Raw genomic sequence first — 15,072 nt, 5'->3', positions numbered from 1 at the left:
TCCTCGCCGAACCCGTGTACGTCACGTACGTCTGTACGTTCCCATTGCCGATTGCGCAGGTCTAAGACTGCCATGCCGACGGGTCCCTGCTCGCATCGGTGTCTCCTCGGAGGGGGTGGCGGGGGTCACTCGGTGCTGGGCCGGCACCCGTACGCTCTCGGCGAGGTCCAGGATCGTCCGGGAGGCGCTCGGGCCGATCAGGGCGGCCCACTCCTGAGGGGCTTCGCGGAGCCGACGGGCCAGGAGGGTGGCGAAGCGCGGCTCGGCGCGGGCCCGTTCGACCAGACATCGATCGAAACGGGAGGCGCCCTCCGGAGTGCGCCCGAGGAGAAGGCCGATGCGGTGCAGGCGCTCGCAGGCGCGTGCCTCACCGCCCTCTGCGGCGCCGTCGGCCACAGCCCCGGCGACGGTCCGCAGGACGCTCTCCAGGACCGTGGGGTCCTGCTCCTGGCTGAGCAGTACGTCGAGCAGTTCGGCCCGCAGGGTCTGCGAGGCGGCGGTGCCGGGGGCGGCGAGGACGGATGCGAGGGCCTCCCTGATCGGCGCGGAACGGCTCTGCAGCAGCCCGGCCACCAGTAGGAGGAGGACGGGGCGTACGCCGGCGCCCTGTTCGAGCCGCCGATCGAGGTGGGCGGCGACGGCCCCGGCGACCTCGGGGCAGGCCTCCAGGAGAGCCCGCACGAGGTCGGCGACGCGGCGCGCGAGGCCGGGCGTGGTCGCGGCGTCGACGAGGCGGCACAGGGCGTCGCCGTCGGCCGGGCCCGGCTGGTGCGGGCGGGCGCTGAAGGCGGCGAGGAGCTCGGCGACGGCGTCGAGACAGCGGTCCGGGGCACCAGGTGGCCCGTTACGCACGACGAGCCGCCGCAGCAGCGTGAACCGTTCCGCGTCCCGCAACGGCAGCCCCAGCCAGAAGGCGACCCCGAACTCCGCGCGTTCGGCGAGCGCTTCGAGCACGGGAAGGTAAGGCCCCGCGTCGGGCACACGCAACAGCACCCCCCGCAACAACTCCACAGCCCACCACCGCCGGTCCTCCTCCCCGGCATCCACACTGCCCCGCGCCTGGCTGATCGTCGACACGGGGGCCGGTGGGGCGGGGGTGGCGGAGGTGGCGGGGTGGTGCGGCTCAGCTGCCGCAGGCGCGGAGGCGGTGACGCACTGCGGCGCGGCTGCCGCAGGCCCAGACGCGACGACACGCTGGGGCCCGGCTTCTGGAGGGGCTGACTCGACGACATGCTGCGGCCAGGCTTCTAGAGGGGCTGACTCGACAACACACTGCGGCCCGGCTTCTAGAGAGGCTGACTCGACGGCACACTGCGGCCCGGCTGCCCCAAGCGCGGGCTCGACAACATGCTGCGGCCCGGCTGCCCCAAGCGCGCACTCGACGACATGCTGCGGCCCGGCTTCTAGAGAGGCTGACTCGACAACACACTGCGGTCCGGCTGTCGCAGGCCCGGACGTGGCGGCATGCTGGGGGCCAGCCCCCACAGGGGCGCCGCCAGCGGATAGCGGAGTCCCTTCGGCGAATGCGGCACTGCCGTCTGCGCCGGATGCCGCACCACCGCCTCCGGCCGGTGCCGCACCGGCGTCGGTGACAGCCGCCCCGTCCACCAGCTCCGCCAGCGTATCCACCAACTCCCCCAACCTCGCCCTCAGTTCCAGCACCCCCCGCTGCCGCCCCAGCAACAGCAGGGCCTCGATCACCGGGCCGATGCGGTGGCGTGGTGTCCGGAGAGGGTGGGCTTGGGAGTGCTGTTCCGGAGGTGGCGGGGAGTGAGGCCTGTGGTGGTGGACCAGGGCTGTCAGCGCACCGTCCACGTCCAGGTGCGTGCCCTGGAGCCAGTCGGCCACCTCCTCGTGCGCGAAGCGGTAACCCGTGCCCGCCGGCACCAGCAGCCCCTCCGCCAGCACGGCCGACGCCCAGCCCGTGCAGCCGGGGGTGGCGGGAAGCGCTGACCACGGGAAGACCGTCTCGAAGGAGGCGCGGTCCAGCTCCCCCTCCCCGGGGCCGAGGCAGCGCCGCGCCGCCTCGTGGACCTGCCCCGCCACCTTCGCCGCGAGGCGCCGTACCGCGGTGCCCCGCAGACCGTTCGCCGCCGCTAGCCGCACGGCGACCCGCAGGCACAGCAGGTCCAGATGGGCGGCGAAGATCTCCTCCCGCCCGGGCGTGCCCGGCGGCGGCGCGTCGGGGCGGGCGGCCCGTACCTCGGAGAGGAGCCGCAGCGCCAGCGGATGCCGCGCGTCGGCTTCGGCGAGCGCGCCGTCCGGGATGCCGTACCGCGCGCGGGCCCGCCGCGCCTGCGGTTCCGTCAGGTCGTCAAGGCGTACGCAAGCGGGGAACCCGGCGCCGGACGCCCCGTGCAGCGAACCCGCGTCGAAGTGCGCCCCGGCCTCCCCCCAGTACTCCGCCCGGCAGGCGATGACCAGGCGCGTGCCCGTGTCCCGCAGCCACTCGGCCGTGCCGCCGCTCCACCGGGCGAGGCGGTGCGCCGGCGCGGGCGGCATCTCCTCGGGACCGTCCAGCAGTAACAGCAGCGGCCGCCCCGCGTCCCGTACGAGCCGTGCCACTCGGCCCGCCGAGACGTCCCCGAGCCCCTGGCCCAGGTCCAGGCCCTCCGACGCCGCCACGATCCGGCCCGCCCGGTCGAGCGCCCGTTCCACCGCGTCGGCCACGGACGCGTCCGTGCCCCGCAGATCGGCGCCGCGCAGCCACAGCGTGGGCGCGGGCTCGGCGCCTCTGGCCCGCCGGGCGGCGAGCGCCGCCAGTTCCGTCGTACGCCCCGTGCCGGGGTCTCCGACCAGGCCGAGCACGTACGTTGAGCCGGTGGTGAAGGAGACGAACTCCCTTGTCACCTCCGGGCGTTCGACCGGTTCGATGTGCGGCTCGCGCGGCCCGTCGGAGCCCGCCGACGTCGCCGTCAGATGCAGCGCGCCCGCCAGATTCAGGTCGCGGCCGTACGCGGGCACGGTCGCGGCGTTGCGCGCGATCAGCGCGGCGAGCGGCCCGCCCGGATCGGCTGCGGCCGCCGCCCACAGCGGAACCGCGAAGCCAGGAGGGCGGTACGGGGCCAGCGGGTCGGGGCCGGGATCCTGGGGAAGCAGCGCCGTGCCCAGGACGGCGAGGACCGCGCCGGACGAGGCGTCCAGGACCGGTCCGCCTGCCGCCCCGCCGCCCGGCCGGAGCGCGTCGGCGCCGTCCGTGCCGATCGCCAGCTCCAGGGCGGTGTCCATCGGATGGAAGCGGTCCGTCGCCCTGTACGTCACGGCGGAGGAGCCGAGGACCCGGGCCTCGCGCCAGCCGAGCGCGGCGATCCGCACATAGGCGCCGGTCGACACGGAGTCCCGCACGGTCAGGGGCAGGGGCCGCAGGCCCAGCCCCTCGGTGCGCACGAGCGCGAGATCGGCCTCGGGCAGCGCCACCACGGCGTCGGCCGAGACCGCGCGGACGCGCTGGTCCGGGCCGTGCAGGACGATTCTGGCCAGGCCGTCGACAGCCTCGTGACTGGTGATGACCGTGCCCTGCTCGTCGGCGGCGAACCCCGTGCCCCGCAGGCGCCCCGCCAGGTCGCAGACCCGCACCAGAGCCCGGTCGAGCACCGCGCGGCCACCCCGCTCCCCCGCGCCCGCGGCGTCCCCGGCACCCCCGGCCCGTGGGCCCTGTCCCGCCATGCTCGAACCTCCCGGCCGCCCATCCCACGACCGACCGTAGGTCGGCGATGATCAGCCGGACAGGACGCGGTGCGAACGCGCCCCCTTCCGCTCCCCCGGTTCACTCCGAGCGCCTGCCCGAAGGGGTGAATCGGGGCGGCTCGATGGATACACCTTGAGTGGGGGATTGAGGGGGGATGGGTGGGGGGACCGTGGAGCGGCGTACCGGAGTCCGCCGCTCCACGGCGGACCTCACGCCCGCTCCACGGCGGACCTGACCTCACCTCAGGCGAAGACGGCCAGGCTCTTGGCCTTGCCCCGCGACTCCTCCGCGAGGACCAGGAAGCGGCCCTCCGGGTCGAAGACGGCGACGGCGCCCACACCCGCGTACTCCTCGGGCATGTCGATCCGGACGCCGTTGAGCAGCAGCCGGCCGCGCTTGTCGTCCACGTCCCAGCGCGGGAAGGCCCGGCCAGCGGCCTCGGCCACCGGCATCACGGTCAGCTCCTCCTGGAGCTGGTCGAGGGTCTTGGCCGCGTCCAGCTTGTACGGGCCGACGCGGGTGCGCCGCAGCGCGGTCAGATGGCCGCCGACACCGAGGTCGGCGCCTAGATCGCGGGCGATCGCCCTGATGTACGTCCCCGAGGAGCAGACGACCGAGACGACCAGGTCGAGGACGGGCGTGCCGTCCTCGGCGACGGCGTCGCGGACGTCGTACACCGTGAAGGCGGAGATCGTCACCGGCCGGGCCGGGATCTCGAACTCCTCGCCCTTGCGGGCGCGCGCGTACGACCGCTTGCCGTCGATCTTGATGGCGCTGACCTTCGACGGCACCTGCATGATGTCGCCGGAGAGCTTGGCGATGCCCTCGTCTATCGCCTCACGGGTGATCTTGGAGGCGTCGGTGGACGAGGTGATCTCGCCCTCGGCGTCGTCGGTGATCGTGTTCTGGCCGAGGCGGATGGTGCCCAGATACTCCTTCTCGGTCAGCGCCAGATGACCGAGGAGCTTGGTGGCGCGCTCCACGCCGAGCACGAGGACGCCTGTGGCCATGGGGTCGAGGGTGCCCGCGTGGCCGACGCGGCGGGTCTTGGCGATCCCGCGCATCTTGGCCACCACGTCGTGCGAAGTGAAGCCGGACGGCTTGTCGACGATGACAAGGCCGTCCGGCGTTGTGGTGCTGCTCTTGCTCATGCGGGGGCGTCGCCGTCCGTCCGGTCTGCGTCTTCGTCCTCGGGCTTGCGGTACGGGTCGGGCCCGCCCGCGAACTCGGCACCGGCGGAGACCTCCCGCACCTTCTCGTCCGACATCCGTGCCTTGTCGAGCAGGTCCTCGATGGCCCGCGCGTTGTCCGGCAGGGCGTCCGCGATGAAGGTCAGGCTGGGCGTGAACTTCACGCCCGCGGCCTGGCCGACCGCCGACCGGAGCACGCCCTTGGCGCTCTCCAGGCCCGCCGCCGCGGCCGCGCGGTCCTCGTCGTCGCCGTAGACCGTGTAGAAGACCGTGGCCTCCCGCAGGTCACCGGTCACCCGGGTGTCCGTGATGGTCACGTGCGTCCCGAGCCGCGGGTCCTTGATCCCTCGCTGCAGCTTCTGAGCAACCACCTCTCGGATGAGGTCCGCCAGCCTTTTCGCCCGCGCGTTGTCGGCCACTGCTCCGTCTCCCTTATCCCCGGGCATTCCCTGGGCTTGTCCTGCTGTTGTTCAGTCGTCCTGTTGTTCAGTCGTCGTCGCCGTGCAGCCGCCGCCGGACCGACAGCAGCTCCACTTCGGGCCGGGCGGCGACCAGGCGCTCGCACCGGTCAAGTACGTCCGTGAGATGGCCCCAGTCGCCCGATACCACCGCCAGGCCGATCTCGGCCCTCCGGTGCAGGTTCTGGTCGCCCGTCTCCGCCGCGCTCACCGCGTATTTGCGCTGGAGCTCGGCGACGATCGGGCGCACGACGGAGCGTTTCTCCTTCAGCGAATGTACGTCGCCGAGGAGCAGATCGAAGGACAGAGTCCCCACATACATGTGTGTCCGGATGTCCCGCCGGTACGGGTTCGGCGCCCCGCCAACCACTTGGCAGGGACACAAGAACCGTACACGGAACGGCCGGGGCCGATCGACGGGATTGTTTCCCCGCCGACCGGCCCCGACACTGACCGCGCAGATCAGACTCGATCAGACTGCTGTGAGGCAGTCGATCAGCCGCGCGGCTTCTCGCGCATCTCGTACGTCGCGATGACGTCGTCGATCTTGATGTCGTTGAAGTTTCCGAGGTTGATACCGCCCTCGAAGCCTTCGCGGATCTCGGTGACATCGTCCTTGAAGCGGCGCAGACCCTGGATGTTGAGGTCCTCCGCGACGACCTTGCCGTCGCGGATGAGCCGGGCCTTGGTGTTGCGCTTGACCTCGCCGGAACGGATGAGCACACCCGCGATGTTGCCGAGCTTGGACGAGCGGAAGACCTCGCGGATCTCCGCGGTGCCGAGCTCGACCTCCTCGTACTCCGGCTTGAGCATGCCCTTGAGGGCCGCCTCGATCTCCTCGATGGCCTGGTAGATCACCGAGTAGTAGCGGACGTCGACGCCCTCGCGCTCCGCCATCTGCGCGGCACGGCCGGCCGCACGGACGTTGTAGCCGATGACGATGGCGTCGGAGCCCATCGCCAGGTCGATGTCCGACTCCGTGACCGCACCCACACCGCGGTGCAGGACGCGGATGTCGACCTCTTCACCGACGTCGAGCTGGAGCAGCGAGGACTCGAGAGCCTCGACCGCACCGGACGCGTCGCCCTTGATGATGATGTTGAGGTCCTGGACCAGACCGGCCTTGAGCACCTGGTCGAGGTCCTCCAGGGACACCCGGCGGGTGCGCTTGGCGAACGCGGCGTTGCGCTCACGGGCGGCACGCTTCTCGGCGATCTGACGGGCCGTACGGTCCTCGTCGACGACCAGGAAGTTGTCGCCCGCGCCCGGGACGTTGGTGAGACCGAGAACGAGGACCGGGGTCGACGGAGTCGCCTCTTCCACGTTCTCGCCCTTGTCGTCGAGCATCGCGCGGACTCGGCCGTACGCGTCACCGGCGACCATCGTGTCGCCGACGCGGAGGGTACCGCGCTGGACGAGGACGGTCGCGACGGCGCCGCGGCCCTTGTCGAGGTGGGCCTCGATGGCAATACCCTGCGCGTCCTGCTCCGGGTTGGCCCGCAGGTCGAGCGAGGCGTCCGCGGTCAGGACCACGGCCTCGAGCAGCTGCTCGATGTTGAGGCCCTGGCGCGCGGAGATGTCGACGAACATGGTGTCGCCGCCGTACTCCTCGGCCACCAGACCGAACTCGGTGAGCTGACCGCGCACCTTGACCGGGTCGGCACCCTCGACGTCGATCTTGTTGACCGCGACCACGATCGGCACGTCGGCCGCCTTGGCGTGGTTCAGCGCCTCGATCGTCTGCGGCATCACACCGTCGTTCGCCGCGACCACGAGGATCGCGATGTCGGTGGACTTCGCACCACGGGCACGCATGGCGGTGAACGCCTCGTGACCGGGTGTGTCGATGAAGGTGATGGCGCGCTCTTCGCCGTTGACCTCGGTGGCGACCTGGTACGCACCGATGTGCTGCGTAATACCGCCGGCCTCGCCCGCGACGACGTTCGTCTTGCGGATCGCGTCCAGAAGTCGGGTCTTACCGTGGTCGACGTGACCCATGACGGTCACGACCGGCGGACGGGAGACGAGCATCTCCTCGCCACCCTCGTCCTCGCCGAACTCGATGGAGAACGACTCCAGGAGCTCGCGGTCCTCCTCCTCCGGGCTGACGATCTCCAGGACGAAGTTCATCTCGTCCGCGAGGAGCTTCAGCGTCTCGTCGGAGACGGACTGCGTGGCGGTGACCATCTCGCCGAGGTTCATCATCACGCCGACGAGCGACGCCGGGTTGGCGTTGATCTTCTCGGCGAAGTCGGTCAGCGAGGCACCGCGCGACAGGCGGACGGTCTGTCCGTTGCCGCGAGGCAGCATGACGCCGCCCACCGACGGGGCCTGCATGGCCTCGTACTCCTGGCGCCTCTGCCGCTTCGACTTGCGGCCACGGCGGGCGGGCCCACCGGGACGGCCGAACGCACCCTGCGTGCCACCACGGGCACCGGGACCACCGGGACGACCGCCGAAGCCGGGACGGCCGCCGAAGCCGCCGCCACCACCGGGACGACCGGCACCGCCGCCGCCACCGGGACCGCCGGGACGACCGGCGAAACCGCCGCCACCGCCACCGGGACCGGCCGGACGACCGGCGAAGCCGCCGCCACCGGGACGACCGCCACCGGCACCGCCGGGACGACCACCGCCGCCGCCGCCAGGACCACGGCCACCGCCGGGGCCACCACCGGGACGCGGGCCGGCAGCGGGACGCTGCGGCATCATGCCCGGGTTCGGACGGTTACCGGCGGGACCGCCGCCGGGACGCGGAGCGCCGCCCTGCGGGCGAGGCATGCCGCCCGGGGACGGACGTGCGCCGCCCTGACCCTGCGGACGGGGCGCGCCACCGGGGCCACCCTGACCCTGCGGGCGCGGGGCGCCGCCGGGGCCGCCCTGGCCGCCGGGGCCGGGACGTGCGCCGCCCGGACGGGGCGCCTGCGGGCGCGCCATGCCGGTGGAGCCACCAGAGGTGAAGGGGTTGTTGCCCGGACGCGGACCCGAGGGACGGGCACCGCCGGGACGCGGGGCGCCCTGGCCGCCGGGGCGCGGAGCACCCTGACGGTCGCCACGGTCGCCGCGCTCGGGGCGGTCACCACGCTCGCCGCGACCACCCTGGCCCTGGCCACCCTGAGCGGGGGCCGGGCGGCCACCGGGCTTCGGGGCACCGGGACGGGTGGCCGGACGCGGGGCCTGAGGGGCCTGCGAGGCCGCGGGGGCGGCCGGAGCCTCCGGAGCCGCCGGCGGAGCGGTGAACTCCGGGGTGGTCGGCGCCGGGGAGGCCGGGGCCGGCTTGGGGGCCGGAGGCTTCGGACCCGGCGTCGGGCGCGGGCCCGGGGCCGCCGGAGAAGCCGCGGGCTTCTCGGCCTCGGGCTTGGGCGCCGGCGGCTTGGGCGCGGCCGGACCCGGACGGGCGGCCTGCGCGGGAGAGGGAGACGCCGAGCCCGAGGGGGCCGGCGGCTTGGGGGCGGCCTGCTTGCGCGGCGCGCCGGGCTTGGCGGCGGACTTGCCGTTGCCACCCTGCTGGAATGCGTCAGTCAGTTTGCGTACCACGGGCGCCTCGATCGTCGAGGACGCCGAACGTACGAATTCACCGAGTTCTTGGAGCTTGGCCATGACGGCCTTGCTCTCTACCCCGAACTCCTTGGCGAGTTCGTATACCCGGACCTTAGCCACTTCGCTCCTTTTAGGTCCGGGTTACGCCGGACCGTCGCTACTTCATGGGCGTACTCATCGCGTGCTCATCGAGTGCTCATCGCAATCTCGACCTACTTCCAACTCGCGGAATACCAAGGCCGCACGGGGTTCCGTGCGACCACGTCTTACGGTGTTGCCTGCTCGGCAACTGTCTCGACAGCGCGGCGCAACGCCTCTGTGCCGAACGGTCCAGGGCCGCGGAAGGCCCTTGGAAACGCCCGGCGGCGGACCGCCAGGTCCAGACAGACCAGGGCGGGATGCACATACGCACCCCGGCCGGGCAGCGTACCGCTTCGGTCGGGGACGCAGTCGCCCTCGATCGCCACGATGCGCAGCAGCTCGCTCTTGGCCGCTCGCTCCCGGCACCCCACACAGGTGCGCTCAGGGCATGCGCGGGCATGCGTCCGGCCAGACACGCTTAAGTCTACCTCCCCGCACCGACCTCACCCCTTTGGGGCAGAAATCGAACGGCTACTCGCCACATACTGTCGTGATCCAAGCGGTGATCGCCCGGATTTATTCCCCCGCTACTGGTCGGCGGGCTGCTCCGTGTCGGGCCTGATGTCGATGCGCCAGCCCGTGAGCCGCGCGGCCAGGCGGGCGTTCTGCCCCTCCTTGCCGATGGCGAGGGACAGCTGGTAGTCCGGCACGGTGACCCGGGCCGAGCGCGCGCCGAGGTCGACGATCTCGACCTTGCTGACGCGGGCCGGGGAGAGCGCGTGGGCGACCATGTCCGCCGGGTCGTCCGACCAGTCGACGATGTCGATCTTCTCGCCGTTCAGCTCCGCCATGACATTGCGCACACGGCTGCCCATCGGGCCGATGCAGGCGCCCTTGGCGTTGAGCCCCGAGCGGGTCGAGCGCACGGCGATCTTGGTGCGGTGGCCGGCCTCGCGGGCGATGGCCGAGATCTCGACGGAACCGTCGGCGATCTCCGGCACTTCGAGCGCGAAGAGCTTCTTCACCAGGCTGGGGTGGGTGCGCGACAGCGTCACGGACGGGCCGCGGACGCCCTTCGCCACGCGTACGACGTACGAGCGAAGGCGCATCCCGTGGGGGTACTCCTCGCCCGGCACCTGCTCCTGCACCGGCAGGATGGCTTCGAGCTTGCCGATGTCGACCAGGACGTTCTTCGGGTCGCGGCCCTGCTGGACCACGCCGGTGACGATGTCGCCCTCGCGCCCGGCGTACTCACCGAGCGTCGCGTCGTCCTGGGCGTCGCGCAGGCGCTGCAGGATGACCTGCTTGGCGGTCGTCGCGGCGATGCGGCCGAAGTCGGACGGGGTGTCGTCGAACTCCTTGGCCTCCTGGCCCTCTTCGAGGTCCGCCGGGTCCTCCGTCGCCCACACCGTCACATGGCCGCTCTCGCGGTCCAGCTTCACCCGTGCGCGGCGGAAGCTGCCTTCGGTGCGGTGGTAGGCGATGAGGAGGGCCGACTCGATCGCCTCGACGAGGAGGTCGAAGGAGATCTCCTTCTCCCGTACCAGACCCCGCAGGGCACTCATGTCGATGTCCACGGCTACGCCTCCTCCTCTTCCTTCATGTCCTTCTTGTCCTTGCTGTCCTTGCGGCTGAACTCGACCTGCACACGTGCCTTGTCGATCTCGTCGAAGGCGAGGCGCCGGGCGGAGGGCTTGCGGCCCTTCACGCCGGGCACTTCGAGGTCGAGTCCCTCGTCGTCCACGGTGAGGATGCGGGCGATCAGCTCGTCGCCCTCGGTGAGCTGGAACTTCACCAGGCGGTCGACGGCGCGCCGGTAGTGACGGCGCTCGGTCAGCGCGCGCTCGGCGCCGGGGGAACCGACCTCCAGGTCGTACTCCCCCTCGCCCATCGCGTCGGTCTCGTCGAGCTTCGCGGAGAGCAGGCGGCTCACCTCCGCGATCTGGTCCAGATCCACGCCGTCCTCGGAGTCGATGACGACTCTCAGCACTCGCTTGCGTCCGACCGAGGCCACTTCGATCTCTTCGAGATCCAGGTCCTGGGAGCTGACGAGCGGTTCCAGTAGTTGCCGCAGCCTCTCGCTCTGGGTGGTGCTCATCCGGGTGACTCCTCGGCCGCGTGTGCTGTTGTGGGGATCGTCGCGTGTCAGGTCAAAGGGTATCCGGTCCCGAGGGGTGTTGCCGCCCACCTGAGGGGCCGTGCCCGGCTCGGCCCCGAGCCGCTCACCCGTACGGAGACCGTCCGAAGGTACGGTGATCACAGGGCCCGCGCCCACTTCCTTCCTTCTCGCTCGCGCCTTTTGGCCTTCCTTCCGAGGACGTCTGCCGTGCCGTCGTATCCCACCGCACCACGGTCCCGCCCGGGACCGCGCCGAAGGAGCCTGTTCGCCGGGGCCGCCGGCGTCGCGTCCGCGGCGCTGCTCACGGGCTGTTCGGACGCCGCCGGCCCCGGCGCCGAGCCGTCCGCCGTACGCCGGCTGCGCGCCGAGGCGGCCGAGGACAGCAGGGAGCTGCTCGCGCGGTACGACGCCGTGCTCGCCGCCCATCCTTCGCTCGCCGGCCGGCTCCGGCCGCTGCGCGCGGAGGTGGAGAAGCACGCGGAGGCGTTCGCGGGCGGCCGCGCTCCGGCGTCCGCTTCCCCGTCGGCCTCCGGCGGCGCGGCCGCTCCGGAACCCTCCGTGGCGTCCGATCCCAAGAAGGCGGTGCGCGAACTGGCCGGCGCCGAGCGCGAGCTCGCCGACCGGCGGGGAGCGGCCCTGGTCGACGCCTCCGCCGAGCAGGCCAGGCTGCTCGCGTCGGTGGCCGCCGCCGGGGCGGCCCACGCGTATCTGCTGACGAAGGGCGACAAGTGAGCGAGTCCAAGGACGACGAGCTGAAGGCCGTGCAGGCCGCCCTGGCCGCCGAGCACGCCGCCGTGTACGGCTACGGGGTCGTCGGCGGCCGGACCGGCGAGAAGCGCAGGGCGGAGGCGCGCACCGCGTACGACGCGCACCGCGCCCGGCGCGACGAACTGCAGCGCGCCGTGCGCGACCTGGGCGGCGAGCCGCAGTCCGCGGACGCCGCCTACGCGCTGCCCTTCCCGGTGCCGGACGCCGCCGCCGCCGCGCGGCTCGCCGCCGAGCTGGAGGACCGGGTCGCCGGGGTCTACTCCGATCTCGTACGCGCCTCTTCGGGCAGCCGGCGGGCCGGCGCCGCGCGGGCGCTGCGCGAGGCGGCGGTCCGGGCGGCGCGGTGGCGGGGCGGGAGCGTAGCCTTCCCTGGGCTCGCCGAGCGGTCCACCACGCCCGGCTCATCGGCGCCGGCGACGCCCAAGGCGTAACCCATCGCCCCATCCAGGAAGGGATCGACTCGCGCATGGCTTTCGAACCGCCGCGACGCCTCGTCACCGCACTCGGCGAGACGGCGCAGGACGGCGACGACTGGCTGGAGAAGCTGCCCGAGGCGGTGGAACGGGCCGTCGCGCCACGCGAGTTGACCGTCGAGCGGGTCCATGTCCCCGGTGGGCGCAGCGGCCTCGTCGTGCTGGTGCGGCGGGCCGACGGCACGCCCGCCGTGCTCAAGCTCGTGCCGCCCCGGTCCCGGCCGGAGAGCGAGCGGGCCGCCCTCGCGCACTGGGGCGGACTCGGCGCCGCCCGGCTGCTCGACCCCGAGTGCTCGGACGGGGCGCTGCTCCTTGAGCGGCTGCACCGTGACGTGTCCGTGCGGTCGCTGCCCGAGGCCAAGGCCCTGCTCGAAGCCGCGGGGACGCTGCGGCGCCTGTGGGTGGAGCCGCCCGCCGGGCACCGCTTCGAGACGGTCGCCGAGCGGACGGGGCGGCAGGCCGAGGCGATGCGGGGTTCCGCCGCCGCGGAGGCGGAGGTCGTGCCGCTGGTCGACGCGGCGCTGACCGTCCGGGAGGAACTGCTGGCCGTGGAGGTGGCACCGCGGCTGCTGCACGGCACCTTCCGGCAGAGCAAGGTCCTTGCCGGGGAGCGGATGCCGTGGCTGGCGGTGGGGCCCGACCCGGTGGTCGGTGAGCCCTCCTTCGATCTGGCGCGGCTCGTGCGTGACCGGGTGGAGGATCTGATCGCCTCGCCGTCCGGTCCGGCGATCACGCGGCGGCGTGTGAAGAAGCTCGCGGAGTCTCTTGAGGTGGATCAGGAGAGGCTGCGGGGATGGACGCTGTTCCGGGCCGTGGAGTCGGGGGTCCGGGCTCTGCGGGTGGGGCGTCCCCAGGATGCGGAGCTGCTTTTGGAGTTCGCGGGGTGGCTTTAGGCGGTCCCGCCCGTGCGGCGCCGTTTCCTGGGGCGCCGCCCCAGACCCCGCTCCTCAAACGCCGGAGGGGCTGACTCTGTCGGCCCCTCCGGCGTTTGCTTACTAGGCCGTCAGGCGGGCGACCGCCTCCGCCACCGTGAGTTCCTCGCGCTCGCCCGTGCGGCGGTCCTTCAGTTCCACGATGCCCTCGGCGGACCGGCGGCCCGCGACCAGGATCTGCGGGATGCCGATCAGCTCGGCGTCGGTGAACTTCACGCCCGGGGAGACCCCGGCCCGGTCGTCCACCAGGACGCGCGCGCCCGCGGCGCCCAGCTGCTCGGCGACGTCGAGGGCCAGCTCGGTCTGGAGCGCCTTGCCCGCGGCGACCACGTGGACGTCGGCGGGGGCGATCTCCTTGGGCCAGCACAGGCCCTTGTCGTCGGCGGTCTGCTCGGCGAGCGCCGCCACCGCGCGGGAGACGCCGATGCCGTACGAGCCCATGGTCACGCGGACCGGCTTGCCCTGGTTGCCGAGGACGTCGAGCTGGAAGGTGTCTGCGTACTTGCGGCCGAGCTGGAAGATGTGGCCGATCTCGATGGCGCGGTCCAGCTTGAGGCCGGTGCCGCAGGACGGGCACGGGTCGCCCTCCTGGACCACCACGACGTCCAGGTACTCGTCGACCTCGAAGTCACGGCCGCAGACGACGTTCTTGGCGTGCTTGTCCTGCTTGTTGGCGCCCGTGATCCAGGACGTGCCCGGGGCGACGCGCGGGTCGGCGATGTAGCGGACCTTCGCCAGGCCCTGCGGGCCGACGTAGCCGCGTACGAGGTCGGGGCGGCCGACGAAGTCCTCGGCGGTGACGAGCTCGACCTCCGCCGGGGCCAGGTGCTCGCCGAGCTTGCCGAGGTCGACCTCGCGGTCGCCGGGGACGCCGACGGCCACGATCTCGCCGTCGACCTTGACCAGGAGGTTCTTCAGGGTCGCCGACGCCGGGACGCCGAGGTGCTCGGCGAGGGTCTCGATGGTCGGGGTGTCGGGGGTGTCCAGCTCCTCGACGGGGCCGTGCGCCGAGCCGTCGACCGGGGCGAGCGCGAAGGTGACGGCCTCGGTGTTGGCGGCGTAGTCGCACGCCGGGCAGTCCACGAAGGTGTCCTCGCCGGCCGGGGCCGGGGCCAGGAACTCCTCGGACTTGGAGCCGCCCATGGCGCCCGCGACGGCGGACACGATGCGGTAGTCGAGGCCGAGGCGCTCGAAGATTCGCTGGTAGGCGCCGCGGTGCAGACCGTACGACTCGGCGAGGCCCTCGTCCGTGGTGTCGAAGGAGTACGAGTCCTTCATCTGGAACTCGCGGCCGCGCAGCACACCGGCGCGCGGGCGGGCCTCGTCGCGGTACTTGGTCTGGATCTGGTAGAGGATCACCGGCAGGTCCTTGTAGGACGAGCACTGGTCCTTGACGAGCTGGGTGAAGATCTCCTCGTGGGTCGGGCCGAGGAGGTAGTCGGCGCCCTTGCGGTCCTTGAGGCGGAAGAGCAGGTCGCCGTACTCCTCGTAGCGGCCGGACGCCTCGTAGGGCTCCTTCGGCAGGAGCGCCGGGAGCAGCACCTCCTGGCCGCCGATGGCGTCCATCTCCTCGCGGACGACGCGGGCGATGTTCTCGTAGACCTTCTTGCCGAGCGGCAGCCAGGACCAGATGCCGGCGGCGGTACGGCGGACGTAACCGGCCCGGACGAGAAGCTTGTGGTTGAGCGTCTCGGCGTCCGCGGGGTCGTCGCGCAGTGTCTTGACCATCAATCGGGACATGCGCTGGACCTGGGCCATGGTGAACTCCTGCTGGATAAGGGTGGTGTGCAGGAGGTTAGCCGGGGCTTGGGCGCGGGCGGAAA

Annotated in this window: 12 protein-coding genes; 3 read left to right on the top strand and 9 right to left on the bottom strand. The window is 72.6% G+C overall.

All coding sequences use genetic code 11. The annotated features are described in order from the left end of the window. Positions 1 to 21: 21 nt before the first annotated feature. The 8 genes from ACWDVB_RS08270 to rimP form a co-directional block, all read right to left on the bottom strand. On the bottom strand, positions 22 to 3,666 hold the full coding sequence (locus ACWDVB_RS08270) for a trypsin-like peptidase domain-containing protein (protein WP_451518680.1): 3,645 nt from the start codon (positions 3,664 to 3,666) through the stop codon (positions 22 to 24). A gap of 264 nt (positions 3,667 to 3,930) precedes the next feature. After that, entirely contained in the window at positions 3,931 to 4,839 is a 909-nt protein-coding gene (truB, locus tag ACWDVB_RS08265) for a tRNA pseudouridine(55) synthase TruB (RefSeq protein ID WP_451518679.1), read from the bottom strand. Further along, positions 4,836 to 5,297, bottom strand: a complete 462-nt coding sequence (gene rbfA / locus ACWDVB_RS08260) for a 30S ribosome-binding factor RbfA (RefSeq protein WP_451518678.1) — start codon at positions 5,295 to 5,297, stop codon at positions 4,836 to 4,838. Before rbfA ends, truB begins: the two co-directional genes overlap by 4 nt. 67 nt (positions 5,298 to 5,364) lie before the next feature. After that, a complete protein-coding gene (locus tag ACWDVB_RS08255; RefSeq protein WP_451518677.1) occupies positions 5,365 to 5,658 on the bottom strand; it encodes a DUF503 domain-containing protein in 294 nt (97 codons plus the stop codon). A 173-nt stretch (positions 5,659 to 5,831) separates the two neighbouring features. Then, positions 5,832 to 8,996: a translation initiation factor IF-2 gene (gene infB / locus ACWDVB_RS08250; RefSeq protein WP_451518676.1), complete on the bottom strand. Its 3,165-nt coding sequence runs from the start codon at positions 8,994 to 8,996 to the stop codon at positions 5,832 to 5,834. A gap of 146 nt (positions 8,997 to 9,142) precedes the next feature. Beyond that, positions 9,143 to 9,433, bottom strand: coding sequence for a YlxR family protein (locus ACWDVB_RS08245; RefSeq protein ID WP_451518675.1), 291 nt, complete (start codon positions 9,431 to 9,433; stop codon positions 9,143 to 9,145). Positions 9,434 to 9,544: 111 nt separating this feature from the next. Beyond that, positions 9,545 to 10,534 carry a transcription termination factor NusA gene (gene nusA / locus ACWDVB_RS08240; RefSeq protein WP_451518674.1) on the bottom strand — a complete coding sequence of 330 codons (990 nt, stop codon included), beginning with the start codon at positions 10,532 to 10,534 and terminating at the stop codon, positions 9,545 to 9,547. 2 nt (positions 10,535 to 10,536) lie between these two features. Further along, positions 10,537 to 11,055, bottom strand: a complete 519-nt coding sequence (gene rimP, locus ACWDVB_RS08235) for a ribosome maturation factor RimP (RefSeq protein WP_451518673.1) — start codon at positions 11,053 to 11,055, stop codon at positions 10,537 to 10,539. A gap of 228 nt (positions 11,056 to 11,283) precedes the next feature. On the opposite strand from rimP, the gene ACWDVB_RS08230 reads away from it, so the two are divergent. Genes ACWDVB_RS08230 through ACWDVB_RS08220 form a run of 3 tightly spaced genes read left to right on the top strand, consistent with a single transcriptional unit; the run spans position 11,284 to position 13,210 of the window. Then, entirely contained in the window at positions 11,284 to 11,808 is a 525-nt protein-coding gene (locus ACWDVB_RS08230; protein ID WP_451518672.1) for a hypothetical protein, read from the top strand. After that, the gene (locus ACWDVB_RS08225; protein WP_451518671.1) at positions 11,805 to 12,275 is read left to right on the top strand and encodes a ferritin-like domain-containing protein; all 471 of its coding nucleotides are present in this window, start codon (positions 11,805 to 11,807) and stop codon (positions 12,273 to 12,275) included. Before ACWDVB_RS08230 ends, ACWDVB_RS08225 begins: the two co-directional genes overlap by 4 nt. 35 nt (positions 12,276 to 12,310) lie before the next feature. Then, positions 12,311 to 13,210 carry an aminoglycoside phosphotransferase family protein gene (locus tag ACWDVB_RS08220; protein ID WP_451518670.1) on the top strand — a complete coding sequence of 300 codons (900 nt, stop codon included), beginning with the start codon at positions 12,311 to 12,313 and terminating at the stop codon, positions 13,208 to 13,210. A 102-nt stretch (positions 13,211 to 13,312) separates the two neighbouring features. On the opposite strand, the gene ACWDVB_RS08215 is transcribed toward ACWDVB_RS08220, so the two are convergent. After that, positions 13,313 to 15,007 carry a proline--tRNA ligase gene (locus tag ACWDVB_RS08215; protein WP_451519994.1) on the bottom strand — a complete coding sequence of 565 codons (1,695 nt, stop codon included), beginning with the start codon at positions 15,005 to 15,007 and terminating at the stop codon, positions 13,313 to 13,315. Positions 15,008 to 15,072 lie beyond the last annotated feature (65 nt).

The sequence above is a fragment of the Streptomyces sp. NPDC003379 genome (genome assembly GCF_053589195.1).
The sequence above is the reverse complement of the archived record's forward strand: the minus strand, read 5'-3'. Positions and strand labels throughout refer to the sequence as shown.

Coding starts and splice junctions, on each gene's coding strand:
- ACWDVB_RS08255 (WP_451518677.1), bottom strand. CDS start 5,658: ATGTATGTGGGGACTCTGTCCTTCGATCTGCTCCTCGGCGACGTACAT.
- ACWDVB_RS08270 (WP_451518680.1), bottom strand. CDS start 3,666: ATGGCGGGACAGGGCCCACGGGCCGGGGGTGCCGGGGACGCCGCGGGC.
- rimP (WP_451518673.1), bottom strand. CDS start 11,055: ATGAGCACCACCCAGAGCGAGAGGCTGCGGCAACTACTGGAACCGCTC.
- ACWDVB_RS08215 (WP_451519994.1), bottom strand. CDS start 15,007: ATGGCCCAGGTCCAGCGCATGTCCCGATTGATGGTCAAGACACTGCGC.
- truB (WP_451518679.1), bottom strand. CDS start 4,839: ATGAGCAAGAGCAGCACCACAACGCCGGACGGCCTTGTCATCGTCGAC.
- ACWDVB_RS08220 (WP_451518670.1), top strand. CDS start 12,311: ATGGCTTTCGAACCGCCGCGACGCCTCGTCACCGCACTCGGCGAGACG.